The 25580-nt window shown below is 62.4% G+C and carries 24 protein-coding genes and 1 tRNA gene; 14 read left to right on the top strand and 11 right to left on the bottom strand.

All coding sequences use genetic code 11. The annotated features are described in order from the left end of the window. Nucleotides 1–200: 200 nt before the first annotated feature. On the bottom strand, nucleotides 201–1331 hold the full coding sequence (locus FLP30_RS05425) for a type III PLP-dependent enzyme (RefSeq protein ID WP_149278919.1): 1131 nt from the start codon (nucleotides 1329–1331) through the stop codon (nucleotides 201–203). 480 nt (nucleotides 1332–1811) lie between these two features. Between FLP30_RS05425 and FLP30_RS05420 the strand changes: the two genes are divergently transcribed. Both FLP30_RS05420 and FLP30_RS14075 read left to right on the top strand, forming a co-directional pair. After that, nucleotides 1812–2840: a YihY/virulence factor BrkB family protein gene (locus FLP30_RS05420; protein WP_149278918.1), complete on the top strand. Its 1029-nt coding sequence runs from the start codon at nucleotides 1812–1814 to the stop codon at nucleotides 2838–2840. A 62-nt stretch (nucleotides 2841–2902) separates the two neighbouring features. After that, nucleotides 2903–3073, top strand: coding sequence for a hypothetical protein (locus FLP30_RS14075; protein ID WP_168200015.1), 171 nt, complete (start codon nucleotides 2903–2905; stop codon nucleotides 3071–3073). 91 nt (nucleotides 3074–3164) lie between these two features. On the opposite strand, the gene FLP30_RS05410 is transcribed toward FLP30_RS14075, so the two are convergent. After that, nucleotides 3165–3812, bottom strand: a complete 648-nt coding sequence (locus FLP30_RS05410; protein ID WP_149278916.1) for a septal ring lytic transglycosylase RlpA family protein — start codon at nucleotides 3810–3812, stop codon at nucleotides 3165–3167. A 282-nt stretch (nucleotides 3813–4094) separates the two neighbouring features. Here FLP30_RS05410 and aroQ point away from each other — a divergent pair, with 282 nt between their 5' ends. Genes aroQ through accC form a run of 3 tightly spaced genes read left to right on the top strand, consistent with a single transcriptional unit; the run spans nucleotide 4095 to nucleotide 6351 of the window. Next, nucleotides 4095–4550 (top strand): type II 3-dehydroquinate dehydratase, encoded by a 456-nt coding sequence (gene aroQ, locus FLP30_RS05405; RefSeq protein WP_149278915.1) that lies wholly within the window; start codon nucleotides 4095–4097, stop codon nucleotides 4548–4550. Next, entirely contained in the window at nucleotides 4547–5008 is a 462-nt protein-coding gene (accB, locus tag FLP30_RS05400; protein ID WP_149278914.1) for an acetyl-CoA carboxylase biotin carboxyl carrier protein, read from the top strand. The genes aroQ and accB overlap by 4 nt, the downstream gene beginning before the upstream one ends. After that, the gene (gene accC, locus FLP30_RS05395; protein WP_149280232.1) at nucleotides 5008–6351 is read left to right on the top strand and encodes an acetyl-CoA carboxylase biotin carboxylase subunit; all 1344 of its coding nucleotides are present in this window, start codon (nucleotides 5008–5010) and stop codon (nucleotides 6349–6351) included. The genes accB and accC overlap by 1 nt, the downstream gene beginning before the upstream one ends. 102 nt (nucleotides 6352–6453) lie before the next feature. On the opposite strand, the gene FLP30_RS05390 is transcribed toward accC, so the two are convergent. Then, nucleotides 6454–7932: a sugar porter family MFS transporter gene (locus tag FLP30_RS05390; protein ID WP_149278913.1), complete on the bottom strand. Its 1479-nt coding sequence runs from the start codon at nucleotides 7930–7932 to the stop codon at nucleotides 6454–6456. Between the two features lie 468 nt (nucleotides 7933–8400). Between FLP30_RS05390 and thiC the strand changes: the two genes are divergently transcribed. Then, nucleotides 8401–10230 (top strand): phosphomethylpyrimidine synthase ThiC, encoded by a 1830-nt coding sequence (gene thiC, locus FLP30_RS05385; RefSeq protein ID WP_149280231.1) that lies wholly within the window; start codon nucleotides 8401–8403, stop codon nucleotides 10228–10230. A gap of 54 nt (nucleotides 10231–10284) precedes the next feature. Here the strand turns inward: thiC and FLP30_RS05380 are convergent, their stop codons facing one another. Next, on the bottom strand, nucleotides 10285–11832 hold the full coding sequence (locus FLP30_RS05380) for a carbohydrate porin (protein WP_246856598.1): 1548 nt from the start codon (nucleotides 11830–11832) through the stop codon (nucleotides 10285–10287). Nucleotides 11833–12175: 343 nt separating this feature from the next. Here FLP30_RS05380 and FLP30_RS05375 point away from each other — a divergent pair, with 343 nt between their 5' ends. Together FLP30_RS05375 and gabT are read left to right on the top strand one after the other, a co-directional pair. After that, a complete protein-coding gene (locus FLP30_RS05375) occupies nucleotides 12176–13147 on the top strand; it encodes a LysR substrate-binding domain-containing protein (RefSeq protein WP_149278912.1) in 972 nt (323 codons plus the stop codon). A gap of 139 nt (nucleotides 13148–13286) precedes the next feature. Further along, nucleotides 13287–14573 (top strand): 4-aminobutyrate--2-oxoglutarate transaminase, encoded by a 1287-nt coding sequence (gabT, locus tag FLP30_RS05370; RefSeq protein ID WP_149278911.1) that lies wholly within the window; start codon nucleotides 13287–13289, stop codon nucleotides 14571–14573. Nucleotides 14574–14741: 168 nt separating this feature from the next. Here the strand turns inward: gabT and FLP30_RS05365 are convergent, their stop codons facing one another. Both FLP30_RS05365 and ruvX read right to left on the bottom strand, forming a co-directional pair. Beyond that, entirely contained in the window at nucleotides 14742–15443 is a 702-nt protein-coding gene (locus FLP30_RS05365; protein ID WP_210419318.1) for an endoglucanase, read from the bottom strand. 98 nt (nucleotides 15444–15541) lie between these two features. Continuing rightward, a complete protein-coding gene (gene ruvX, locus FLP30_RS05360) occupies nucleotides 15542–16027 on the bottom strand; it encodes a Holliday junction resolvase RuvX (RefSeq protein ID WP_149278910.1) in 486 nt (161 codons plus the stop codon). Between the two features lie 86 nt (nucleotides 16028–16113). Here ruvX and gatC point away from each other — a divergent pair, with 86 nt between their 5' ends. The 4 genes from gatC (at nucleotide 16114) to FLP30_RS05340 (ending at nucleotide 19546) form a co-directional block, all read left to right on the top strand. Then, nucleotides 16114–16401 carry an Asp-tRNA(Asn)/Glu-tRNA(Gln) amidotransferase subunit GatC gene (gene gatC, locus FLP30_RS05355; RefSeq protein WP_149278909.1) on the top strand — a complete coding sequence of 96 codons (288 nt, stop codon included), beginning with the start codon at nucleotides 16114–16116 and terminating at the stop codon, nucleotides 16399–16401. Beyond that, a complete protein-coding gene (gene gatA / locus FLP30_RS05350) occupies nucleotides 16401–17888 on the top strand; it encodes an Asp-tRNA(Asn)/Glu-tRNA(Gln) amidotransferase subunit GatA (protein WP_149278908.1) in 1488 nt (495 codons plus the stop codon). Before gatC ends, gatA begins: the two co-directional genes overlap by 1 nt. Continuing rightward, nucleotides 17885–19339 carry an Asp-tRNA(Asn)/Glu-tRNA(Gln) amidotransferase subunit GatB gene (gene gatB / locus FLP30_RS05345; RefSeq protein ID WP_149278907.1) on the top strand — a complete coding sequence of 485 codons (1455 nt, stop codon included), beginning with the start codon at nucleotides 17885–17887 and terminating at the stop codon, nucleotides 19337–19339. Before gatA ends, gatB begins: the two co-directional genes overlap by 4 nt. Nucleotides 19340–19453: 114 nt before the next feature. After that, nucleotides 19454–19546, top strand: a tRNA-Ser gene (locus tag FLP30_RS05340). Between the two features lie 145 nt (nucleotides 19547–19691). Here the strand turns inward: FLP30_RS05340 and FLP30_RS05335 are convergent. Continuing rightward, nucleotides 19692–20327, bottom strand: a complete 636-nt coding sequence (locus FLP30_RS05335) for a hypothetical protein (RefSeq protein WP_149278906.1) — start codon at nucleotides 20325–20327, stop codon at nucleotides 19692–19694. A 302-nt stretch (nucleotides 20328–20629) separates the two neighbouring features. After that, the gene (locus FLP30_RS05330; RefSeq protein ID WP_149278905.1) at nucleotides 20630–21889 is read right to left on the bottom strand and encodes a dicarboxylate/amino acid:cation symporter; all 1260 of its coding nucleotides are present in this window, start codon (nucleotides 21887–21889) and stop codon (nucleotides 20630–20632) included. 307 nt (nucleotides 21890–22196) lie between these two features. On the opposite strand from FLP30_RS05330, the gene FLP30_RS05325 reads away from it, so the two are divergent. Beyond that, complete coding sequence (locus tag FLP30_RS05325; RefSeq protein ID WP_149278904.1) at nucleotides 22197–23102, top strand: hypothetical protein; 906 nt, start codon at nucleotides 22197–22199, stop codon at nucleotides 23100–23102. A gap of 109 nt (nucleotides 23103–23211) precedes the next feature. On the opposite strand, the gene FLP30_RS05320 is transcribed toward FLP30_RS05325, so the two are convergent. Then, nucleotides 23212–24294, bottom strand: coding sequence for a linear amide C-N hydrolase (locus FLP30_RS05320; protein ID WP_149278903.1), 1083 nt, complete (start codon nucleotides 24292–24294; stop codon nucleotides 23212–23214). Between the two features lie 177 nt (nucleotides 24295–24471). On the opposite strand from FLP30_RS05320, the gene FLP30_RS05315 reads away from it, so the two are divergent. Continuing rightward, nucleotides 24472–24681, top strand: coding sequence for a hypothetical protein (locus FLP30_RS05315; RefSeq protein WP_149278902.1), 210 nt, complete (start codon nucleotides 24472–24474; stop codon nucleotides 24679–24681). A gap of 172 nt (nucleotides 24682–24853) precedes the next feature. Here FLP30_RS05315 and FLP30_RS05310 read toward each other — a convergent pair whose 3' ends face one another. Together FLP30_RS05310 and FLP30_RS05305 are read right to left on the bottom strand one after the other, a co-directional pair. Further along, nucleotides 24854–25183 (bottom strand): hypothetical protein, encoded by a 330-nt coding sequence (locus FLP30_RS05310; protein WP_149278901.1) that lies wholly within the window; start codon nucleotides 25181–25183, stop codon nucleotides 24854–24856. Nucleotides 25184–25255: 72 nt separating this feature from the next. Next, nucleotides 25256–25564, bottom strand: coding sequence for a hypothetical protein (locus FLP30_RS05305; RefSeq protein ID WP_149278900.1), 309 nt, complete (start codon nucleotides 25562–25564; stop codon nucleotides 25256–25258). Nucleotides 25565–25580: the final 16 nt, after the last annotated feature.

The following is a 25580-nucleotide window of genomic DNA, read 5'->3' as shown; positions in this document are numbered from 1 at the left end:
AGTCGCCTGCGGTTACCACCCCGGTAGCGCGGCAAGGCACGACCCCGGCCAAGACGAGTCGCCCCGGAGTCTCAGGCTATCTGGGGCAGAGTACACACCAAAACCCCCACACAAGCGGGGGCTGGCAGAACAGCATGATCGAAAAAACCACGCCAAGCCCGTTGGGGCCGCACCCATATAGGCCCGGCCCCAGCAGTGGCTTAGATGTAGTGCTCGCCCAGCGGTGCGAAACCGTTGAAACGGGTCGAGCAATAGGTGGAGACATAAGCCCCCGTGCCCATCAGATCGATCGTCTCGCCTGCTTCGAGGTCAAGCGGCAGTTCGTAGTGGGTCTTTTCGTACAGAATATCGGCACCATCGCAGGTTGGGCCTGCCAGCGCGACCGGGCCTGACGGCGCATGGTCGCGCCCGGTACGGATGGCATAGCGGATGGATTCGTTCTCCGTTTCCGCAAGCCCGCCAAAGCGGCCGATATCCAGATACACCCAGCGCGGCCCGTCCTGACGGCCACGTGCGCTGACCAGCACCACCTCGGTATGGACAACGCCCGCCGCCCCGACAACAAACCGCCCCGGCTCGACCAGCATTTCGGGCTGGGCATTGCCAAAGTGTTCGGTCATGGCGTGGACAATCGCGTCCGCAAAATGGTCGATCTCAGGCACGTCCTCGCGGTAGCGGATAGGAAAGCCGCCCCCAAGGTTGACCATGCGCAGGTCCAGGCCTGCGGCACTCAGGTCGGTAAAGAGGCTGGCCACACGGGCAATAGCCACTTCATACGCCTCGGCCGAAAGCTGCTGGCTGCCAACATGGAAGGACAGGCCATACGGGTCCAGCCCCATATCGCGGGCTTCAAGCATCAGGTCACGCGCGGCTTCCACCGTGGTGCCAAACTTGCGCGACAGCGGCCATTCCGCGCCGTAATTGTCCACCAGCAGGCGGCAATAAACGCGGCTGCCCGGTGCGTGGCGGGCCAGCTTTTCCAGCTCCTCGCGGCAGTCAAAAACAAACATCCGCACGCCAGCCGCATAAGCAGCCTGAATGGCGGAAACTTTCTTGACCGTGTTGCCAAAGGAAATGGCGTCCGGCTGGGCGCCAGCCTCCAGGCAGAGGGAGATTTCCTCCCACGAGGCCGCGTCAAAGCAGGAGCCAAGCCCCACCAGACGGGTCAGGATCGGCATGGCCGGATTGGCCTTTACGGCGTAATAAACGCGCGCCTGGGGCAATGCCCGGCCAATGGCGCGGTAGCGGTTTTCCACCTCGTCAACATCGACGACAAGGCAGGGTGTTGCCGGATTGTTCTCGGCAATGAAACGGGTAATTTTGGGATTCATAACCCCTACTCCCCCAATTCAGGCTTCCCGCTTGGATGTCGGCAGCGGAGAAGGACGTTGCGAAACGGTCTAACGGACCAGCGACCAAAGGCAGGACACCCAGACATGGATGACCCCGATTGCCAGAACGCTTGACGTCGTTGCGTAACCTCAGAGGGCCAGTGGCACGTGCGTTGCTGCGTAGGGGGGTGGATATGAGACCAAACCGCCACAAGCGCAAGTGAAAAAAACATGACACACAAAAAAACATGACAGCAGCAGGAAAGTGCCGATAAGACAGACAAAACTCACGGCTGTACCCACCTGGGCCATCAGCCTGGCCCAATGGGCCTCTGGCGGCCGGGAATGTGCCCACCGCCTGTCCGTGACGGGGTGCCAAAGGGTGGCGCCCAGCACAGGCACGCACCCTGCGTTGCCTGGGCGCCGTTCCACCACCTGGCCCCACCATGGCCAGGGCAGAGGAAGGATACCCCACTCCCGATGCAGGCATTGTGTCAGCCCGAGTCCCACAGCCACACACACGGCCCCGACGGCGGGCCAGACCGCGCCCCTGACGGTCAGCCCGACAACCCGGTGTCCCACCCGACGGCCCTGCGCTGGGCGGACTGGAAGATTATTCTGCGCCGCGCCATCCGCAGCCTGTTTGTCGGCCCCACCACGCTGGTGGCCGCAGGCTGCGCGTTTTACAGCACGTTGTCGCTGTTCCCCGCCATTAGTGCGCTTATTTCCATTTACGGGCTGGCGTTTGACGTCAACACCGTCGCCCCGCAGATGGATGTGCTGCACCACCTGCTGCCCCCGTCCGCCTTCCGCCTGATCCAGGACAGGGTGCAGACACTGGTGGCCGAGCCCCATGCCTCGCTCACCCTCAACCTCATCATCTCGCTGACGGTGGCGTTATGGTCGGCCTCGGCCGCGACGCGCTCCATCATCTACGCGCTCAACATGGCGTATGACACGCGTGAGACGCGCAACTTCATCATCTTCCACATTACCGCCTTCAGCCTGACCCTGTTTGCCGTGCTGGGTGCAGCGCTGACCATTGCGCTGATGGTAGCCGTGCCGCTGCTGTTCAGCATGGCGGTGTGGCTGCACATTCCCACCCCGCCGGGTGCGCTCAACTTTCTGGCGCGCTGGAGCGGGCCGATTGTCATGTTCACGTTTGAAATTCTGGCCCTGTCCGGGCTGTACCGTTTTGGCCCCGACCGCAAAAGCAAAACACGCTGGCGCTGGGTGCTGCCCGGTGCGCTGCTCTCGACCGTGATGTGGATTCTCGCCTCGCAGGCGTTTTCCTACTACGTGGCACATCTGGCCAGCTACAACGCCACCTATGGGCCGCTGGGCGCTGTCATTGCCATTATGATGTGGTTCTTCGTCACCGCCTGGGTGGTGCTGATGGGGGCCGAAATCAACGCGGAAATGGAAGGCTACGCCTGCGGCACACCCCGCCAGCCTGCCTGGCAGGTGGTGGCCAATAGGGCAGACAACGCCACATGCCCCCCGGCCTGACCCGGCGGGCAGGCACAGGTCAAGCCCCGGTCGCGTAGCCGGGGCAACACCCGGTGCCGCCCATGATTGATCTGATTATAAAGATTGGCTCTGGCTCTGGCTCTGGCTCTGGCTCTGGCTCTGGCTCTGGCTCTGGCTCTGGCTCTGGCTCTGGCTCTGGCGCCGTAAGCGTGCTGGGGCTACCGGGGCAACCCCGCACCTGCCCCACAATGGCTGTGAATATACTTGTCTGACCTGTCAGCTTTTTCACGCCACGGGCCTGCAACAGGCAAGGGGCCTTAGCCCCCAGAACTCCCGACTGCTGCGGTATGCCGCCGGGTTAAATCAGCGGTGGCCGCGGGCGCGGTGGATCACGCGCATATGCGGCAGGGCCACATGGCGGGCCGCAACACCATGAGCATGGTGGGCCACCATCCGGTGGCCGGTCACAGCGCTGGTGTCGGGGGCTTCGAGACCCTCATCACCCATGGTTTCGGGGGCGGAGGCAACTTCCTCCGGTGTGGCGGCCTGGATACGGACATGGGCAACGCCCGAGCCCAGCATGCCAATCTGCGCCGCAGCAGCGCGGGACAGGTCAATCACCCGGCCACGGCTGTAAGGCCCACGGTCGTTAACCGTCACCACGACAGAGCGGCCCGTTTCCTCAGAGGTCACGCGCAGTTTGCTGCCCAGGGGGGCGGTGGGATGGGCGGCTGTCAGGCCGTGTTTGTCAAATGCAGCGCCAGAGGATGTGCGGCGGTGGTTGAAGCGCCCGCCATACCAGCTTGCCATGCCTTTTTGGAGTGCCCGGGGGTTTTGCACCGCACCCGAAGCCCCGTCGCTGTCCATGCCACGTTCAGCCAGTGCCTGCCGTACGGAGTCGGCCCAGGCGGTCTGCTGTAATGCGGGCTGTGAGGCGCGGGCTTTACCCGCAGCGCCATGGACGCCCAAGAGAATTACACTTCCAAGAAGTGCCCGGCGCAGGGCTGACATCCGCCTGTTTCCTCCATTGTCTGTGACAGGTCTGCGGGCATAGGACCGCATACGGCACACAGAAATCAACCTCTTTTTGTCCTGACGTGGCGGAAAACAGCCACGCCCCCCGGCCCGCCCCGGTGTGGGACTCGGCCAGACAGGCCGGTTTGGCCCAGTGTCTGGAAGCATTGCAGCCGGTTGTGGCCAAAACAGGGCCGGGCCTGCCCCATGCCGTTTTTTAGGACCCGCCATCCGTCTTCTCTTGGATACGGCACGGCATCGTGCTACGGCCCCCCTGTCATGGAAAGACCTCTTATTGCTGTCCTTAACGGCCCGAACCTGAACATGCTCGGCCAGCGCCAGCCAGAAATATATGGCCGGACCACGCTGGACGACGTGGAACAGCTATGCCTCCAGACCGCCGGAAAGCTTGGCCTTGCCATAGACTTCCGGCAGACCAACATGGAGGGGGAGCTAATCTCCTGGGTGCAGGACTGCCGCAAGCGGGCGCGGGGCATCATCATCAACCCTGCGGGTTATACGCATACATCCGTGGCGCTGCTGGACGCGTTGCTGGCCACGGACCTGCCTGTGATTGAGGTCCATATCTCCAACATTCACCGCCGCGAGCCTTTTCGCCACCACTCCTATGTCTCACGCGCCGCTACCGGCGTTATCTGCGGGCTAGGCGTGGGGGGGTATTCTCTGGCATTGCAGGCAATGACCGATCTTATTCTTGATGAGGACAACCGATGAGCGGATTGCTCGTGGACGCGGATGCCATCCGGGCTCTGGCTGAAATTCTGGCTGAAACCGGCCTGACCGAAATCGAGGTCGCGGAAAAGGACAGCCGCATTCGCGTGGCGCGCCAGCCCGCGCCCGTGCAGGCCGTTGCCGCCGCACCTGTGGCGGTTGCCCCCGTCGCGGCAGCCCCCGCAGCCACCCCGGCCGCTGCGGCCCCGGCTGACCTGTCCCGCCACCCCGGCGCGGTTGCCAGCCCCATGGTGGGCGTGGCCTATCTGACGCCCGACCCCTCGTCCCCCCCGTTTGTGACCGAGGGGCAGAGTGTCAGCGCAGGCCAGACCCTGATGCTGATCGAAGCCATGAAAACCTTCAACCAGATCAAGGCGCCCAAGGCTGGTACGCTCAAGTCGCTTCTGGTCGGCTCGGGTGATCCGGTGGAATTCGGCCAGCCGCTTGCCATCATCGAGTGATGTTTTCCAAAATCCTCATCGCCAACCGTGGCGAAATTGCCCTTCGCGTCCTGCGCGCCTGCCGGGAACTTGGCATCAAGACTGTGGCCGTTCATTCGACCGCCGACGCCGACGCCATGCATGTGCGCCTGGCGGACGAGGCCGTGTGCATCGGGCCACCGGCCTCGCGCGATTCGTACCTGAATGTGGCAGCCATTCTGTCGGCAGCAACCATAACGGGGGCGGAAGCCATCCACCCCGGCTATGGCTTTCTGTCCGAAAACGCCGATTTTGCTGAAACGGTGGAAGCCCACGGCCTGGTCTTTATTGGCCCCACGGCCCAGCACATCCGCATGATGGGTGACAAGATCACCGCCAAGACCACCATGCTGGCCCTTGGCGTGCCGCTGGTGCCCGGCTCCGACGGGGAACTGCATAATCTGGACGAAGCGCGCGAAGTGGCAGAGCGCGTGGGCTATCCGGTGCTGATCAAGGCTGCCGCTGGCGGCGGCGGGCGGGGCATGAAAGTGGCCCACTCCGCCGACGAACTGGCCGAAGCCTGGGACATGGCCCGGACAGAAGCGCGTGCAGCCTTTGGCAACGACGCGGTCTACATGGAAAAATACATGGACCGCCCCCGCCATATCGAGTTGCAGGTGCTGGGCGACAACTACGGCAACGTGGTGCATTTTGGCGAGCGTGACTGCTCGCTCCAGCGCCGCCACCAGAAACTGCTGGAAGAGGCCGGGTCCCCCGCGATCGACCCCGAGCAGCGCGACACCATCGGCCGCACCGCGACCGAGGCCCTATCACGCATGGGCTATCGCAACGCGGGCACGCTGGAGTTCCTGTACCAGGACGGGCAGTTCTGCTTTATCGAAATGAACACCCGCCTGCAGGTGGAACACCCGGTGACCGAAATGGTCTGCGACGTGGACCTGGTGCGTGAACAGATCCGCCTGGCTGCGGGCGAAAAGCTTGGCTACACGCAGGAGGACGTTACCTTCTCCGGCCATGCGATCGAATGCCGCATCAACGCCGAAGACCCCGCCACCTTTGCCCCCTGCCCCGGCACGGTTGCGGTCTATCACCCGCCCGGCGGTCTGGGCGTGCGGGTGGACAGCGCCCTGTACACCGGCTACCGCGTGCCGCCGTTCTATGACAGCATGATCGCCAAGCTGATCGTGCACGCCCCCACGCGTGAGCAGGCTATTGCCCGCATGCAGCGCGCGCTGGATGAATTTGTGGTGGAAGGCATCAAAACCGTGATCCCGCTCCACCGCGATATTCTGGAAGACCCGGGCTTTCAGAAAGGCGATTACACCATCCACTGGCTGGAACAGTTTACCGCCCGCCCGCGCTGACAGCGCACGGGCTGGAGGGTACTCCAGACAGCAAAAAGGGCCGCCCCTCGGTTGAGGAGCGGCCCTTTTTTATGGTGCGGCATTAACCCCAGGCTGATGCTGTTACCCCGCCTTGGGCTGGGGGGCGTCATCATCCGCAGCAGGGGGAATACGGTAGTGGTTGGCGGCTGTGGGGGCAAAGCAGCCATGGCGCAGCGCGGTTTCGATATCCTCCAGCGACGCCCCGGCTGTCTCGGGCACAAACCGCCAGACAAAAACAACCGACACCAGATTGACCAGCGCATACAGCCACATGGTGCCGCCAAGGCTGAGCCACTGCACAAGGCTGAGGGCCGTGGCCGTGACAACCAGATTGGTGCCCCACAGCATGGCCGCATGCAGGCTGGATGCGGCAGCACGCATGGGCAGGGGGAACAGCTCCGCCCCCAACAGCCAGCCCACAACCTGAATACCGCCGGAATTAAAGAGCATGAACAGCAGCAGAAAGACCACAATCAGCCAGCTTGCCACGCTGCCCGCTGCCGGGTGCAGCGCAAACATGGACCCAAGCCCCACAAGGCTCAGCACAGCCCCCGGCCCCATGACCAGCATGAGCCTGCGGCGCCCGATCCTGTCCACAAACAGGCTGCCCAGAATAGTCATGACCAGATAGACCGACGCCACGCCAAGGCTTGTCAGCAATGCGGAAGACCCACCAAACCCGGCACCCGACAGAAAGGTGGGGGTGTAATAGATCATCATCTCCAGCCCGCCTGCCTGTGTGAAAAAGGCAACCCCAAGGGCGGCAACAAGGGCCGGGCGCACCCAGGGCAGTCGCAGGCCGCGCCAGCCGCGCTCCTCGTCACGCATGTTGGTCACGGCGTCGTGGATTTCGACAATTTCACGCTGGATAACCTTGCGGGACGACCGGACACGGCCAAGCTGGTCCACCGCCGATTCCAGCCCTTCGTTCTCGGCAATCCAGCGCGGGCTTTTGGGCAGGAACATCATACACACAAACACAAAGGCTGCGGGAATGGCCGCCACAGCCAGCATGGCGCGCCAGCTCCACACCCCGCGCATGGCAAAGCCCACCACACCGGCCAGAAAAATACCTACGCCAATGGCAACATTAAACAGCGTGACAAGCCCGCCCCGCCTGCTGGCAGGGGCCAGTTCGGAAATATAGGTGGGCACCACCTGTGTCGCGCCGCCGACTGCAAGCCCCAGAAAGACACGGGCCACCACCAGCGCGCCCATGTCCGGCGCACGGGCGCAGGCCAGCGCACCGGCCACAAACACCGCTGTCACGACCATGACCGACAGCCGCCGCCCAAAACGCTCGGACAGCCACGACCCGCCGAGCGACCCAAACACCGCGCCGACAAGAATAGCCGCAGTCACCATTTCCTCCTGTACGGAGGTTAGATGAAAATCCCGCGTGATTAGAAGTAGAGCACCAGAAATAATGCCGGTGTCATACCCATAAAGTCCGCCGCATATAGCAGACACGCAGGCAGCAACCCAAAGAACGCGATCGGCCTTTGGAGATATTTCGAGGTTTTTTATCGCATTAAGCGCATCTTGTCTTTCCGCACACATGCCCAAAGCATGACGTATTTGAAAATCATTTCACATCTTAAAAATTTTTCTTTATTGTTGTTTCTGGGCCTCTGTACGCATGGCTCTGGCCCACTGGCCCCGCACGGGGGCCTCACAAATCAGTGTTCCCCTGATTTCCCCGCGATTTTCCTTGACAGGCAAGGGCTTCAGATTATCTGCTTGGGTCAGACCAAGGGGGGTTCCGGCAAGGAACTGAGAGGCCACTTCCGCTTCCGCACAACGGAGCAGCGTGGCGACCCTGCCACCAGCAGCATGAGGCTCTGGTGGGGAACCTGATCCGGCTCATACCGGCGGAGGGACTGGTGTCTGACACATCTCACACCCGTCCTGCGTGGCGGGTGCGCTGCCACTCCGGCAGTGGTGGTGTGTGCGGGCCTGTCCTCCTCCCGGCGGAGGAGAACCAACATAATGTCCGACGCAACAACAACACCCCCGCCTGGGCGCGATATGTCCACCGCCGCTGGCCGCGCCGCAGCACCTGCCCCCGGCCATGTCACCACCGGGCCTATCCGTGGCTCCCACAAGGTGTACACCAGCCCGGCTGGCCACCCCGACATCCGCGTACCGTTCCGCGACATCACGCTGGACCCTTCCGCCAAGGAAGAACCGCTGCGGGTGTACGACACGTCCGGCCCCTATACTGACCCGGATGCCGATATTGATGTCCGCAAGGGTCTGCCCAAAACGCGCGCGGCCTGGCTGGCCAAACGGAATCTGGACGCCGCAACCCCGCGCGCCATCCGCCCCGAAGACAACGGCAATGCCGAAGGCGCGTTCCTGGTCGCACCCTGTCCGGCCCCGCACACCGTGCTGACGGGCCGTGCAGGCGAGCCTGTCACGCAGTATGAATTTGCCCGCGCCGGGATCATCACCGAAGAGATGATCTATGTGGCCCACCGCGAAAACCTTGGCCGCCAGCAGGCCGCCGAAGGGGCAGCCCAGCGCATGGCCGATGGCGAGTCCTTTGGGGCGGCCATTCCCGAGTTTGTAACCCCCGAATTCGTGCGGCAGGAAATTGCCCGCGGGCGTGCCATCATCCCCGCCAACATCAACCACCCGGAGCTGGAACCCGTCATTATCGGGCGCAACTTCCTGGTCAAGGTCAACGCCAACATCGGCAACTCCGCTGTTACCTCCTCCGCCGCGGACGAGGTGGAAAAGCTGGTGTGGTCCATCCGCTGGGGTGCCGACACGGTGATGGACCTGTCCACGGGCCGTAACATCCACAACATCCGCGACTGGATCCTGCGTAACTCCCCCACGCCCATTGGCACTGTGCCGCTGTATCAGGCGCTGGAAAAAGTGGGCGGTGATGTCAGCAAGCTGAACTGGGACATCTTCCGCGATACGCTGATCGAACAGGCCGAGCAGGGCGTGGACTACTTTACAATCCACGCCGGTGTGCGCCTGCAACACGTGCCGCTGACGGCCAACCGTGTCACGGGCATTGTCTCACGCGGCGGGTCGATCATGGCAAGCTGGTGCCTGAACGGCCACCGCGAGAGCTTCCTCTACGAACATTTTGAGGAAATCTGCGACATCATGCGTGCGTATGATGTGTCCTTCTCGCTGGGTGACGGGCTGCGGCCGGGCAGCATTGCCGACGCCAACGACGCCGCACAGTTTGCAGAGCTGGAAACCCTGGGCGAACTGACCAAGATTGCCTGGGCCAAAGGCTGCCAGGTCATGATCGAAGGGCCGGGCCATGTGCCCATGCACAAGATCCGCGAGAACATGGACAAGCAGCTACGCGACTGTGACGAAGCCCCCTTCTACACGCTTGGGCCATTAACGACCGATATCGCCCCCGGCTATGACCACATTACCTCGGCCATTGGCGCGGCCATGATCGGCTGGTTTGGCACCTCCATGCTCTGCTACGTGACCCCCAAGGAGCATCTGGGCCTGCCCGACCGTAACGATGTGAAGACAGGCGTGATCACCTACCGCATTGCCGCCCATGCGGCCGACCTGGCCAAAGGCCACCCGGCGGCCCGCCTGCGTGACGATGCCCTCAGCCGTGCGCGCTTCTCCTTCCGGTGGGAGGACCAGTTCAACCTCTCGCTCGACCCGGATACGGCCTGCGCCTACCACGACGAAACCATGCCGCGTGAAGCCCACAAGAGCGCGCATTTCTGCTCCATGTGCGGGCCCAAGTTCTGCTCCATGCGGATCAGCCAGGACCTGCGTGAAGATGCCCGGCGCATTGCGGGCATGGAAGAAAAGAGTGAGGAATTCCGCCAGTCTGGCGGGCAGGTTTACGTGCCTGTGGCGTAAGCACCACTCCCTCGGGGCACCTGCGCAGGCGGGTGCCCCACCCCTGCTGGCAGCCTAGAAGCTGACCGAGGAATGCAGGCCAAACACCACCTCGTTCCCCACGCGGTGGTGGGTGCCGGGGGCGTAAATCCCGCCCGAAGGCGCAATGACATACTGAAAATCAGGTTGCAGCACGCACCAGGGCGTCACCTGGGCCTGATAGGTCAGTTCCACAAGGGCTTCGTTCCCCTGTTCGATCGCATGAGTGTTGCGGTCAAAACGCCGCTGCCCGTAGGTCGCGCGCCCCATGCCCCCGCCAAGGCCCAGCGTGTCGTTGTCACGCCCGGCAAAAGGGGCCTTCAGGTCCAGTCCGGCATCCACCGCAAAGGCAATGGCGTTCCTGTCCCCTCCGTTACCTGTGGCGCGGGCAAACACCCCCAGCGAGCGGCCGGGGCTGGTGGCCGAGCGCCAGACCATCTGGTCCACCACACCGTACACCATCCAGTTGCCCCGCAACCACCCCGGCACGCTGTTGCCCGCATCCTGCGGGTACAGGCCCAGAGGGCGGCCCTGCCGGTCGTAGCTGTAGTTGGGAAAGCGCGCCGTATCATACAGCCCGCCCAGCTTGTACTGCCCCGGCAGCCCCCGCCGCCCCCCATGGCCCAGCGGCAGGGACAGGGCATAGTCCACCTCCGCCATCAGCAGCGCGCCTGTGCCCATGTTAAAGCGGGTGCCACTGGCGTTGTTAGTGTTCTGGTTGGTCGGATCAGCAGGGTTGCCACCGTCCTGTATGGGCAGGGAATTGGACTGATTGCCCGGCGGGTTGTCATCCGCCGCCACAAACAGCGCTGTCAGGCTGTCGGTCGGGCGGTAGCGCAGGCGTACAGCGGGCGAGGCCAGCGGCCAGGACGGCCCCCCTGCATACAGGTTGTTGGACGGTGCCATGGGCCAGCCAAAGTTGGCGTTGAGGAACAGCGACCCGTAGCTGGTAATCATGAATTCCGTATCCAGGTCCTGCTGCCCAACCCGGACATCCAGCTTACCGTGCAGCAGGGACTGCTGGTACCACAGTTCAAACAGGCGGGTGGAGCGATCGGCCTCGAACCCGGAGACAGGGTTGAACACCGACAGCCTGTCCTGCGAGATGGAACGGCCGTGGATCTGCAACGCACTGATATTAAACGTGCCGCCGCGCAGCCCCACCAGTTTTTCCATATCCACTGTCAGGGTGGGCATGGTCACGCCCGTATAGGCTGGCCCGCGGGACAGGCCGCCGCTGACATTGCCCCACAGTTCGTCCACCTCGTGCAGGTCAAACGTAATACCGTGCAGGAACATCCATACCCGTGCGCCTGCCATATCCCCCAGCAGGTTATCGCTGGTGTCCATGCCCTCTGCCACCGCCTCCGCCCTGGCGGACTCCCGCACACTGGCGGGGTCCACCTGCATGATCAGCGGGGTGGAGCCTTCAAGAATCCTGCGGCTCTGCCCGATCTGGGACAGCACAGGGGCTGCCTGCGCCACCCCGGCACACCCGGCCAGCACACACAGCCCAAAAGCCAGCATAACACCTGGCACACGGCGGCCTGACGCCCGCCAGACATGGTTTGGCAGTACACTCATCCGCCCCACGCTCCTGCTCCGGCGGTAAAAAACGTATGGGAAAAAAAGCGGCCTGACCGCCTTAACAGCCCCTGTGGCAACACCACGGGCAAACAGCGGTGGCCCTGCTGGCCACCATCCGCCACGATACTGGACAAGGCATCGCACGCGGCCCCCCACACCCCAGGCAGCCCATAAGGCAACCTGTATGATTACAGGCCGCGACTAAACCATATCCGCCGGAAATTGCAATGTCTGGCTGGGTTGTGGAAAACAGCGCCATAACCCCCATGGGGTGGGCCTTGCTTTTTGGGTCTGTCCCTTCCAAAGCTCGTGCTTTGCACCCCAGCCCGACCTGCGCCCCATGGACCCACGTACCCGCATACCGCCCCTGCCCGCCCTCAGCGCCTTTGTCGCCTTTGCCCGTACAGGCGGCATCCGCCGTGCTGCGGTCGAGCTGGGCATGGACCATGCTGCCATCAGCCGCCATATCCGCGATCTGGAACAAAGACTGGGCACCCCCCTGCGCGACCAGGCCACCGGGACACTGACCCAGGCCGGGCAACTGTACCACGACCGGGTCGCCCCCCTGCTGGAAGGGCTGGCCACCGCCACGGCGGAAGTCCGCAACCAGCCCCGCCCGCTGACCCTGACCTGCGCGCACGGCTTTGCCTACCACTGGCTGCTGCCCCGGCTGGCGGCCTTCCGCCGGGCCCACCCGACGGTGGAACTGCAACTGCGCCCGGTGGATGCCAACACCACCTTCCATGTCAGCGGGGTGGAGGCCGGGCAACATGCCCATATCGGCTACCGGCGGGACGATGACACCATGCCCTCCGAACCGCGCGACCTGCGCGAGGTGCTGATTGCACGGCCCCCGGTTTTTCCCGTTGTATCGCCCGCAGGGCTGGCGGCCATGGGCGGGCAGCCCCGCACAACGGCGGACATGCGCGCCCTGCCCCTGCTGCTGGAGGAGGACGACTCCGAATGGCGGCTGTGGTTCCGCGCCCAGGGGGTGCCTATGGGCGGCATTACCGCAGCAGGGCGGTTATGGCAGGCGCATGTCACACTGGCCGCCGCCCGCGCGGGCGAGGGCATAGCCCTGAGCAACCCCTTCCTGCTGGGGGATGACCTTAAAACCGGTGTCCTGCTGCGGGTGGCCCCCACCGCCACCCCGTTGCAGGAGGCCACGCTGGGGGCCTATGTCCTGCGCGCGCCCGCTCGCCTGTGGGAAAAACCCGCCCTGTCCTGCCTGCGGGCCTGGCTGCTGGACCAGGTGGCACAGCAGGAAAACACTGCCTCCGGCCCCTCTGACCGTGGCCTGTCAGCCCCCTGACGGGTGGTGATGAACCGACACCACCCACGGCATAGAAATCTCCTCCCACACGCAGATAAAAACGCTTACAGAACAAGCTGACCATGCTCTGGCACCCCGCCAGATGCCCCCTGTCCAACCGAGCCGGAGGCCACCACCCATGAGCACCACCAATTCCGACCTTCTGGCCCGCCGCACCAATGCTGTGCCGCGCGGTGTCGCCACTGCCACCCCCGTTTTTGCCGACCGTGCAGAAAACGCCGAACTGTGGGATGTGGAAGGCCGCCGCTACGTTGACTTTGCTGGCGGTATTGCTGTGCTGAACACCGGCCACCGCCACCCCAAGGTGCTGGCCGCCGTGCAGCGCCAGCTTGAACGCTTTACGCACACCGCCTTCCAGGTTTCGGCCTATGAAAGCTATGTGGAACTGGCCGAAAAGCTGAACGCCCGCGCCCCCTTCTCCGGCCCGGCCAAGACCATTTTCTTCACCACCGGCGGGGAAGCCACGGAAAACGCAGTCAAGATCGCCCGTGCCGCAACTGGCCGTAATGGCGTTATTGCCTTCTGTGGTGGCTTCCATGGCCGCACGCTGCTGGCCTCGGCCATGACCGGCAAGGTGCTGCCCTACAAAGCCCCCTTTGGCACCCTGCCCGGTGAAGTGTACCACGTGCCCTTCCCCGACGATGACATCACGGTTGCTGACAGCCTGAAGATGCTCAACTTCCTGTTCGCGGCCGATATTTCGCCCGCCAACGTGGCAGCGATCATCATCGAGCCGGTGCAGGGTGAAGGCGGTTTCCGCACCGCCCCGACCGAACTGCTCCAGGCCCTGCGCGCTGTGTGCGACCAGCACGGCATCAAGCTGATCGCTGACGAAGTGCAGACCGGCTTTGCCCGTACCGGCAAGCTGTTTGGTATTGAGCACTCCGGTGTCGAACCTGACCTGATCTCGGTCGCCAAGTCCCTCGCAGGCGGGCTGCCGCTGTCGGGCGTGATCGGGCGTGCCGACCTTATGGACAGCGTGCCGCCCGGCGGGCTGGGTGGCACCTATGCCGGTGCGCCGCTGGCCTGCGCGGCAGCACTGGCCGTGCTGGACGTGATTGACGAAGAAAAGCTGCTCGACCGTTCCAACGCCATGGGCGAACGCCTGAAGGCCCGCATTGCCGCATGGCATGCCCGCACCGACCTGCTGCCCGTCAGCGCGCCGCGCGGCCCCGGTGCCATGGTGGCGTTTGACATTCTGGAAGCCCACGGCAGCACCGAACGCCGGGCTGGCTTTGCCTCGCAGATCTGCGCCCGCGCGTGTGAAAAAGGGCTGATCCTGCTGGCATGCGGTGTGCAGGGTGCCACCATCCGTATTCTGGTGCCGCTGACGGCATCCGATGCACTGGTGGACGAAGGGCTGGATATTATCGAGCAGGTTCTGCTTGAAGCTGCACAGGGCTAACCCGGCCAGATAACAGCCGGGCCGGACAGGCTCCAGACAAGGCGGCTGCCCCTTTCGGGGTAGCCGCTTTTTTTATACACCCCACACCGCACAAAAAAACCCGCCACCGGCGGACGGTAGCGGGCTATCCAGCGGGCCTGTCAGACAGGCCACACACGGGGTCAGGCGTTACTTGTTGTCGCTGCCGGAGAAGGTGTTGTGGATATCATGCCCGACATCCTGCCCAAAGTTCCCCACAGCCTTGCCAGCCGAACTGCCCCACTGGCCAACATGCTGCGCGGCATCCTTGGTGCCGGACTTGGTCTTATCCCACGCGTGCTCGCTACCATCGCGGGTTTTATCCCAAGCCTTTTCCGTACCGGATTTGGTCTTGTCCCATGCATGGTCGGCCCCATTGCGGGTCTTGTCCCAGGCGTTGACCGTGCCAGACTTCGTTTTATCCCACGCGTGGTCAGCCCCATCGCGGGTTTTGTCCCAGGCCTTTTCCGTCCCGGACTTGGTCTTGTCCCACGCATGGTCGGCCCCATTGCGGGTCTTGTCCCAGGCGTTAGCTGTGCCGGACTTCGTTTTATCCCACGCGTGGTCAGCCCCATCGCGGGTTTTATCCCAGGTCTTTTCCGTCCCGGACTTGGTCTTGTCCCACGCATGGTCGGCCCCATTACGGGTCTTGTCCCAGGCGTTGACCGTGCCGGACTTCGTTTTATCCCACGCATGGTCAGCTCCGTCGCGGGTGCTGTCCCACGTCCGCTGCACAACACCGGGCTGTGTCGGCTGGTCTGCCTGCTGGGCGTGGGCGGCAGGGAGTGTCAGGGCAAAAACTGCCGCACCCACCATGCTCATTACTGCGGTATGAAATGAATCCCGGGACATACGATCGCCCTCCTGTATGATCTGACCTGTAATACGACGCTTGTTCATGCAAGCCAGTCTGTCAGCCGTTTATGGCAAATATGCGCCAACCCGCCCTGTCAGCCGTTGCGGGCCACCGCCATGGGAATGGCATCGAGCGCCGCCTGCAACGTATAGGCCGCTGCCAGACGGTCCACCATTTCCGCCCGGCGGCTACGTGACAGATCGGCTTCCTGGATCAGCATACGGTTAACGGCGGAGGAGGACAAACGTTCGTCCCACAGGCAGGCGGGCAGGCCCGTCTGCTCCGACAGGGCCAGTGTCCAGTCCCGGCTGGCCTGGGCCGCGGGGCCAAAAGACCCGTCGAGCGAGAGCGGCACCCCCACCACAAGCCCCCCTATGCCATGCTCGACCGCAAGGGCTTTGATGGTGGTTGCCATCTGCCCCAGCTTGCCGCGCTTGAGGGTTTGCAGGGGGGAGGCCACCATGCGCGACACGTCGGACATGGCCAGCCCCACCTGTTTGCTGCCGGGGTCTATGCCCAGCAGGCGGGCCTGTGCGGGCAGAATGGCCGCAAGTTCTGAAAGGCTGAGAAGAGTCGTCATACTGCCATGGTATGTTGCCTTCGGCCTGATTATGCTAGGGGGCATCCCATCATAGATCCAGTCTGAAGGAAGAGGGGCGCGCTTTTATGTCGTTAGACCTTGCGACCACCCGACGCATTGCAAAACTGGCCCGTATTGGCCTTGAGGACAACGAGCTTGAGGCCACCCGCCAGAAGCTGAACGACATTCTGGGCTGGATTGACCAGCTTGCCGAAGTGGATGTCGAAGGCGTGCCCCCCATGGTCGGCACCGAAACCGAAACCCTGCGCCAGCGGGAGGATGCCGTGACCGACGGCAACTACCGCGACGCCCTGCTGGCCTGTGCGCCTGAAACCGCAGGCCCCTTTTATACAGTACCCAAGGTGGTGGAATAATGCTGACCGGACTGACCCTGACCGAGGCCCGCAAGGGCCTTGCCGCGCGCACGTTTTCCGCCCGGGAACTGGCACAGGCCCATCTGGACGCCATTGACCGCCTGAACCCGGCCCTTAACGCCTATATTACCGTGCTGCCCCAGGCCGATGTGCAGGCCGCGGCCGACGCTGCCGACGCCCGCTACGCCAAGGGGGAAGCCGGGCTGATGGACGGCCTGCCCGTAGGCGTGAAAGACCTGTTCTGCACCAAGGGTGTGCGCACCACCGCCGCCAGCAAGATGCTGGCCGAGTTTGTGCCCCCCTATGAAAGTGCCGTAACCGCCCGCCTGCTGGCCGAGGGTGCGATCTTTCTGGGCAAGACCAACCTGGACGAGTTTGCCATGGGTTCGGCCAACATGTCCTCCGCCTTCGGGCCTGCCACAAACCCGTGGCAGCGCGCAGGCACGCCGGATGTCGCCCTGGTGCCCGGAGGGTCGTCGGGCGGGTCGTCCGCTGCTGTGGCCGCCGGGCTGGCGCTGGCCGCCACGGGCACCGACACGGGCGGGTCCATCCGCCAACCTGCCGCCTATTGCGGCATTGTCGGCCTTAAGCCCACCTATGGCCGGTGCAGCCGCTGGGGCGTGATCGCCTATGCCAGCTCGCTCGATCAGGCTGGCCCCATGACCCGCAGCGTGGCCGATGCCGGGCTGATGCTGGAAGCCATGGCGGGGTTTGACGCACGTGACAGCACCAGCTCCAACCGCCCTGTCCCGGCTTTTCACAAGGCTGTGGGCAAAAGTGTGAAGGGCCTGCGCGTGGGTATTCCCACCGAATACCGCGCCCCCGGCCTGCCAGCCGAAATCCTGGCCATGTGGGAACAGGGCATTGCCTGGCTGAAGGACGCCGGGTGCGAGGTGGTTGATGTCTCCCTCCCCCACACCCGCTACGGGCTGGCCAGCTATTACATTATCGCCCCGGCCGAATGTTCGTCCAACCTGGCGCGGTATGACGGCATCCGCTTTGGCACGCGTGAAAGCGCACCGTCGCTCGACGGGGTGTACGAGGCTACCCGCGCCGCAGGGTTTGGGGCCGAAGTCCGCAGCCGTATCCTCATGGGCACCTATGTGCTGTCAGCCGGGTATTACGATGCGTATTACCTCAAGGCCCAGAAGGTCCGCACCCTGATCCGCCGTGATTTTGAACAGGCGTTTGAAAAGGTCGATGTGCTGCTGGCCCCCACGGCACCCTCAGCCGCCTTTGCCCAGGGCGACAACATGAACGACCCGGTGCAGATGTATCTGAACGACATCTTTACCGTTCCGGCCAGCCTGGCCGGTGTGCCTGCTCTGTCCGTGCCTGCCGGGCTGGACAGTGCCGGTCTGCCGCTGGGGCTACAGGTAATCGGCCGCCATTTTGATGAAGAAACCGTGCTGTCCATTGGCGGCGCGCTGGAAGCAGCGGCGGGCTTTACGCACCGCCCGACCCTGCATGCGGGAGCAGGCGCATGAGCTACGTGATAGAAGGCCAGACAGGCCCGTGGGAAATTGTGGTCGGGCTGGAAGTCCACGCCCAGGTTATCAGCCAGTCCAAGCTGTTTTCGGGCGCGGCCACCGCGTTTGGGGCAGACCCCAACACACAGGTCAGCCTGGTAGATGCGGCCTTTCCGGGCATGCTGCCGGTTATCAACCACACCTGTGTGGCGCAGGCTGTCCGCACCGGGCTGGGGCTGAAGGCGCAGATCAACCTGTTCAGCCGGTTTGACCGCAAGAACTATTTTTACGCCGACCTGCCCCAGGGCTACCAGATCAGCCAGTTTGCCCACCCCATTGTGGGCACCGGCAGCATCAGCATCGAGTTGCAGGACGGCCAGACGCGTGAAATCGGCATTACCCGCCTGCATCTGGAGCAGGACGCAGGCAAGCTGCTGCACGACCAGGACCCCGCCAAATCCTTTGTGGACCTGAACCGCGCTGGCGTGGCGCTGATGGAAATCGTCAGCGAACCCGACATCCGCGCCCCCGAGGAAGCCGGAGCCTACCTGCGCAAGCTGCGCCAGATCCTGCGCTACCTTGGCACCTGCGACGGCAACATGGAGGAAGGGTCCATGCGGGCGGACGTGAACGTGTCTGTCCGCAAAACGGGCGAGCCGTTCCGCACCCGTTGCGAGATCAAGAACGTGAACTCGATCCGCTTTGTCATGCAGGCCATTGAGGTCGAAGCCGCCCGCCAGGTGGAAATCTGGGAAAACGGCGGTGAGGTAGACCAGGAAACCCGCCTGTTTGACCCCGGCCGGGGGGAAACCCGCACCATGCGCTCCAAGGAAGACGCGCATGACTACCGCTACTTCCCCGACCCTGACCTGCTGCCCCTGGTGCTGGAACAGAGCTGGGTGGATACGCTCAAGGCCGAACTGCCAGAACTGCCCGACGCCAAGCGCACCCGCTTTCAGACAGACTACGGCATTACCTTCTACGATGCCGGGGTGCTTGTGGCCGAGCAGGCCGTGGCCGACTACTACGAAACCGTGGCCCGCGGGCGGGACGGCAGACTTGCGGCAAGCTGGGTCATGGGCGACCTGTTTGCCGCCCTTAACCGCACCAGCACCACGATTGAGACCAGCCCCGTCAGCGCCGCAGCCCTTGGCAAGATGCTGGATCTGATTGCCGATGGCACCATTAACGGCAAGATCGCCAAGGAAGTGTTTGAAGACATGGTGGAAACCGGCGACAGCCCGGATGCCATCGTGGAGCGTAAAGGCCTGCGCCAGGTGACAGACACCGGCGTGATTGACACGGCCATTACCGCCATTTTGGAAAAACACGCCGACAAGCTGGAAGAATACCGCAGCGGCAAGGACAAGCTGTTTGGCTTTTTTGTGGGCCAGGTGATGAAGGAAACCAAGGGCAAGGCCAACCCCGCCCTGGTGAACGACGCCCTGAAAGCCCGGCTGGACGGCTAAAATACGCCAAAGCTGAAAATAACATACAAATAAGACACCAAGGGGGTTTGACGGCACCCGTCAAACCCCCTAAAAGCAGCAATGCAAACGTCGTGTATGTGTGCACTCTTCGGCGGAGGGGTGGCCGAGTGGCTGAAGGCGGCGGTTTGCTAAACCGTTGTACACTGTCAAGGTGTACCGTGGGTTCGAATCCCATCCCCTCCGCCAAAGCCTTCCCGGCTTTTTTATTTCCCATTCCATTGTATCGCTGCTGAACATCAGGGCATCCGGCACTTTGTCGCGCTGTGCGCACGCCCCTGTGTTGAAGACAGCCTTGTTTGTTGGTCTGCCCCTTTACGCACAGACCGGCCCCTTATGCCTTTTGGCAGAGTGCGCGCACATATCTGGCCAGAGACAGACAAAGAGAGCGCACCACCCCCCTGTTACCCGACGGAACACCGGAGGAAATACCGGGTTCGTTTTCTATATCTATCCAGCGGATGTTCCGAAAAACCATATCAACAAGCGCCTTGTCCTGGCCAACATGCACGATCAGATCATCCGCCAGAGAAAATGTCTGGTGGATCGGGCGTCTCTCGCCATAATCGATCCTGACAACACGGCGCTCCTGATCAATTTTGACGGCTACAGGTTCATCAAAACTGACATCATCCGGCTGTATGTCTTGCTCCCGCAATGCCAGCGCAATCAGGGGGCCGTGCTCAAAGCCATCGGCATAGACAAAAGGCTCAGGCTCCACCCTGCCAAAGTAAACATCCAGGCCCGCAAGAATATTCCCCTTCCGAAGAAACGCCTGCATTTCACCGATATCAACCCTGGGGGCCATGTCCGTAACACCCATGCGGGTGTCTATTGCCTCCTGCAAAGCTGTTCTTGTTTCTCCATAGGACAAAGGGTACGTCATCACGACGTCAAAGGCGATGACTGAACATGTGGCCTCCAAAAGAGGGGCTTCATCACACGGCAAAAAATCAAATTGTACCATCATGCCCACCTTGCAGGGGCCACGCAGCGCTGCCCAGCCTACAGCCCAGCATAGTCCGCCGGATCAGGCACAGCCAGACGCAGGACAAGGCGTGAGGATGCTGCACGGTGCCGAGCCTGCGGGCATAGGCACAACCTTACCCGACAACAGCCGTGGCAGCCTGCCCTTTTGCTCAGGCTTGGCCCTGAAACCCGGAAGGAACCGCTGGCCCCTTCCCTTCAATATTATGGATGCTTGGTAAAAAGCCACGCTGGCGGGTGGCTCAAACCCCTACGGCCCTGTACCGCCGCAGGGGGTGTGGGCTGTCAGAGGGCGTCTTCTGTCGGGCCGTCTTCCAGCGCGCCTTCCCACTTGGCGGAAATCGCAGCGGCGTAGCCATTGCCCAGCACGTTGGTGGCCGTGCGGGCCATATCCAGAAAATGGTCGATCCCCAGAATAAGCGCCATGCCCGCCTCTGGCAGGCCAAACTGCGGCAGCACAGCAACCAGCGTCACCAGAGATGCCCGGGGCACGCCTGCAATCCCCTTGCTGCTGAGCATCATGACCAGCACCATCAGCATCTGCTGGGTCCAGGGCAGGTGGATGCCATAAGCCTGGGCAATAAACATGGCCCCGAAGGACTGGAACAGAATGGAGCCATCAAGGTTGAAGCTATAGCCCAGCGGCAGCACAAACCCGCCAATGCGGGCAGGCACGCCAAAGTCTTCCAGCTTTTCCAGCAGCAGCGGGTAGGCGGCCTCGCTGCTGGCGGTGGAATACCCTAGCAGGACAGGCTGGACGAGTGCGCGGATCAGCTCCCGGATACGTTTGACACCAAGGATACACATGGTCGCCGCAGTCAGCACGACCCACTGGAACAGGATGGTGCCGTAAAACTCTGCCAGAAAGCGCCCATACTGCAACAGCATGCCAAGGCCGCTATGGGCCAGGCTGCCCATGATCGCGCCAAAAACCGCCAGAGGGGCTGTGATCATGACCATATCGGTCATCCGCAGCATGATCTTGGCCAGTTCCTCCGACCAGGTCAGCATGGTCTTGCCTGTTTTGCCCACGGCGGGCAGGGCCAGACCAAACAGCACCGAGAACACAACAATCTGCAAAATGTCATTATGTGCCATGGCATCCATGATGCTGGTGGGCACAATATGCAAAATGAACTCGACGGGCTGGAACGGGTGCTTAAGGGCCGAGACATCGGCCACCTCGGGCGGCGTAAAGCCTACACCCGGCTGCAACAGGTTAGCCCCCAGCAGCCCGATCGTCAGCGACAGGAAGGACATGCCGATAAACCACAGCATGACCTTGCCACCCACCCGCACCACAAGGCTCTGGTCGCCCATTTTGCCAATGCCGCACACCAGTGTGGCAAACACCAGCGGGGCAATGACCATACGGATCAGCCGCAGGAAAAGCCCTGTCAGCAAAGCGGAAAGCTGCTCGGCCGCACCAATATAGGCGGGCAGGAAGGAATGCACGGCAAGGCCGACTACAATACCCAGAACAAGTCCAGCAAGAATAGCCAAGGTTCGTTTGCGTGTATTGCCCGGGTGTATAGAAGCGCCCATACGTGGTTCCTCTTGTCGTTCGGTGCGGAATATTCCGAATAAACATCGAATCTATAGAGAGAAATACCCATCGGGTCAAAAATGATTTTTACCGTGGCCCGCACGCAGAGGCTGGGGTTTCCTGTGCAAAACCGAAATTGTTTTTGTAATTTTTAATCTTTGAGGGCATATCATTTCTATAGAAAACACCGACCGAGCATCCACTATATTTTGTTTGGAAGTCAAAACAAAAATGCACTTCTTCTCTTTTTCTCTTAAAAAGACAAAACATACTCTGTGCTGTAGTGCCGCGCTCCTTTCTTCTGCGGTGTTTTCCTGCTCTGCCCATGCCCAGCAGTGGTATACTGGCTCCCTCCTCTCCCCCGCTCCGGCCAAGGATCGGGCAGGCCAGGGCACCATAGAGCCTTATTTTACATATTCCCTGCCTGTCGGGTATTTTGACGCCACAGGCACAAGCCACCCCCAGCACCCGCGCCAGCAGCAGTTCAGCAATTCCACCTTGTGGAAATACGGCATCACGGACGCGCTGAGCATTCAGGCCCATACCGTAGTGTCCTATAGCTGGAAAAAGGATTCCGGCCATTCCGGTGGCCCCAAGTTCGGTGACCTGCCCATCGACATGATCTGGCGGTTTGTGAACGGTAATCCCAAACGCTACATACCCACCTTTAACCTGTTTGCCGGGGTGGTTTTTCCCACAGGGGATTATTCCAACCTCTCCAACTCCCAGGACGGGGTGGGCAACGGCACCTATGTGTTCCGCACCGCGCTGCTCAGCCAGTCCGCCTACAGGCTGCCCGGCAACCACCCCCTGCGGTTACGGACATGGGCCTGGTGGCGGCGGTCCCTGAACAGTGCCGATATTTCTGGTATTTCCTCCTATTCCACCCAGGCCGGGTTTCACGGTCGGGCGCGGCCGGGCATGAGCGGGCAGGCCGGGTTCTCGCTGGAATATGGGGTCACGCAGCGCTGGGTCATGGCCGTGGATGTCGCACGGGACTGGGCCAATGGCTCCAAGGTCTGGGGTGTTAACGGCAATGGCCAGCGCGTGAACCGCATCAACTCCGCATCGGGCGACTGGCAGGTTGACCCGGCGGTGGAATACAATTTTACATCACGCGTCGGAATGATCGCCGGAGCCTCCATCTATTATGCAGGGCATAATACCGGAGTGCGTATTGCTCCGCAGTTTGCCGTCAACACGGTTTTCTAAAATACCATGACACCACAGCCCGACATGGGCACAGGGCCGGGTTGAGCCCAAGGGGCACCAACCCGCCAGCAGGCGCGCCTGAAATGGCGCACCCTCCCCCGGCTGTGGTTTAAAGACCCAGGAACTTAAAAGGCTGGGCTTTCTGGAACTGGCTTGTCGCATCACCTGAATAGATGTTGCTTTCATCCACCCCCAGGTCGAGCCTGCGTACGCCACCAGTCTGGGGCGAGAAATCGACCTTTTTGAGATCGACCCAGAAAATGGAAGGCGACATCGCAGATTCAAAGAAATACAGCTTGCGCTTGTGGTCAAACACCGTGCGCCAACGCGTGGAAGACAGCTCCGGCTCGGTGGGGGAGGAAATGCCAAGCGGGACCGACACGTTGCGGATAACCCCAAACACACTGGCCAAGGCCCGGTCAGGTGCGACATCCTGCGGCACGGCGTTGATATAGAAGGACGCACGCACAAACCTGTCCGACGCCCGGCTGGTGCCTGGCAGCATGCTCATGCCGCCCACCTCTTTCCAGTAGCTGGCGCGGGCCAACTGCTCGTCATACGCAGGGGAGTTGGTCATGACCTGATACTGGCGGCCATGGTGGATGGTCTGCTTGCCATCAATATATTCAATAATGGCGCTGTCACCCGTCGGGTCGGAAATGGACAGGTGCAGCGTGGCCAGCCTGTCCTGCCCCGGCACGCGCGAGGTCACAACCGTAAAGGGTTCATGCTCCAGCGCGGCCACGGCCTCGGCCACGGTGGCGTAGTTGTCCAGCACATACTGCGCCCAGGCGGCAATGGTCAGCCCCGGCTTACTACCCTGTTTGACCTCGGGATAATGCGATTCAGCCAGCCACAGCAGGTTGGCCACAAGCCCGGCCTCGTTCGCGCCATCGGTGGTCGAGACATCATACCCCGTCGCAACCACAGACCCGTATTTGGAGGTCCAGCGCAGGGAGTTCGGCCCCGCCTCGCCACAGCGGTCCATGCCACGGGGCAGAATGTAAAGGCTGGTGCCAATCGGCTGCTTCCAGTCCATGGAGCGTGCGGTCATAACGGCCTCACCCCCCAGATAGACCACACGGGTGCAGGCACTGGCTGGCCCCGCCCATGCCAGCACGCCCACAGCGCAGGCCCCCGCCAGCAGCCGCGAGGCTCTGGCTTTCAACCTGTTCAAATGCCTGTTTTCCATGTCCACATTGCCTCTTTGCTGATCGCAGCCAAATGCCGGGCCGAGCCTACAGGCTTCCCCCCGGAAAGGATACCGCGATATTGCCTATCCACACGCGCACAGGGGCCTGAAGTTGCACCACAAATTCTTCACTTTCCGCGCCCATGCTGTCGTCATGGCACCAAGCGGAGACAGACAATGACAAAAACACTCCTGACGACGGCATCCCTTCTGGCCACACTGCTGCTGGCAGCCTGCCAGGGGCCCCCTCCGCGCGGCGGGTGGGACCGGGGTCCGGGCAGGCACGAACACCATCACCCCCAGCCCTATTATGGCGGCGGGGGCGGCGGCGGTTTTAACCAGGGTGGCTACGGGTACGGGCCATCAGGCGGCAGCTACCGCCCCTGACCACACACCTCCCCGACAGGCACACCCAGCCGGTGTGCCTGCAACGCCCCCAGCAGGCCCACAGCCATGGTGCCCTGCATGAGCGCAGGCTTTCACCTCAGACCAAGTTCAGCATAAGTGCTGGACTGACCACGGGTGTTCCCATGGCCACCATGATCGGCAGGGCAGGCTGTCAGGGTGTGCCCCCCTGTCTGGGCAGGCTTGGCCGGGCCAGATGGGTGGCCACGTAGGGGATGGCATATTTCACCCCCAGCCCAACCACGCGCACAATCTGATACACCCCCACCAGCACCCGCCCATGGGTCGGGGCGGGGACTGAGGCCGTAATGGCGGCGCAGGTAATCATGGTTACGCAAATGGACAGAGCACAGCCCGGAGGCAAAACCGCCATAAGGCTAGGTAAAAGAGTTACAATAGCCGCAACCTTGACAGTATTGGCCGTTGCCGTAGGCCCGCTGGCGGGCGTAACCCCTGCCGGTTCTGGCGGTGTGTCATCAGTCATCACATTGTCCTGTTCATCATCTGTCAGACATGGCCACCCTGTGGACAGGGCACGCCCATACGGCCCGCAGGGTCAGCCGCCCGCCTGGGTGGCATCCACCAGCGGGTCGGCGGTGGTGGCGTCGTTCACACGCGCCAGAATGGCTGTGTAAGCCTGCGCCTGCGTCACGGTGCTGATATCCTCCACACCCAGATCCGTGGCACTGAACTGGAAGCACCGTGTCACCAGCGGATTGCCGGTGGCGGCATAGGCCTCGGATACAAAACCGCCGAGATAGACATTCAGCGCCTGTGCGGGCAGCAGCACGGCCTGAATGGAAATAATGGACCAGTACGCCACGACGGTGCCATTCCCGAGCGTGACAGTTTTTGAAAAAGCCATTGTTCTGAAAACCCTC

The sequence above is a fragment of the Acetobacter vaccinii genome, assembly GCF_008365315.1.
GTDB lineage: Bacteria > Pseudomonadota > Alphaproteobacteria > Acetobacterales > Acetobacteraceae > Acetobacter > Acetobacter vaccinii.
This window is presented reverse-complemented; position numbering and strand designations above follow the sequence as displayed.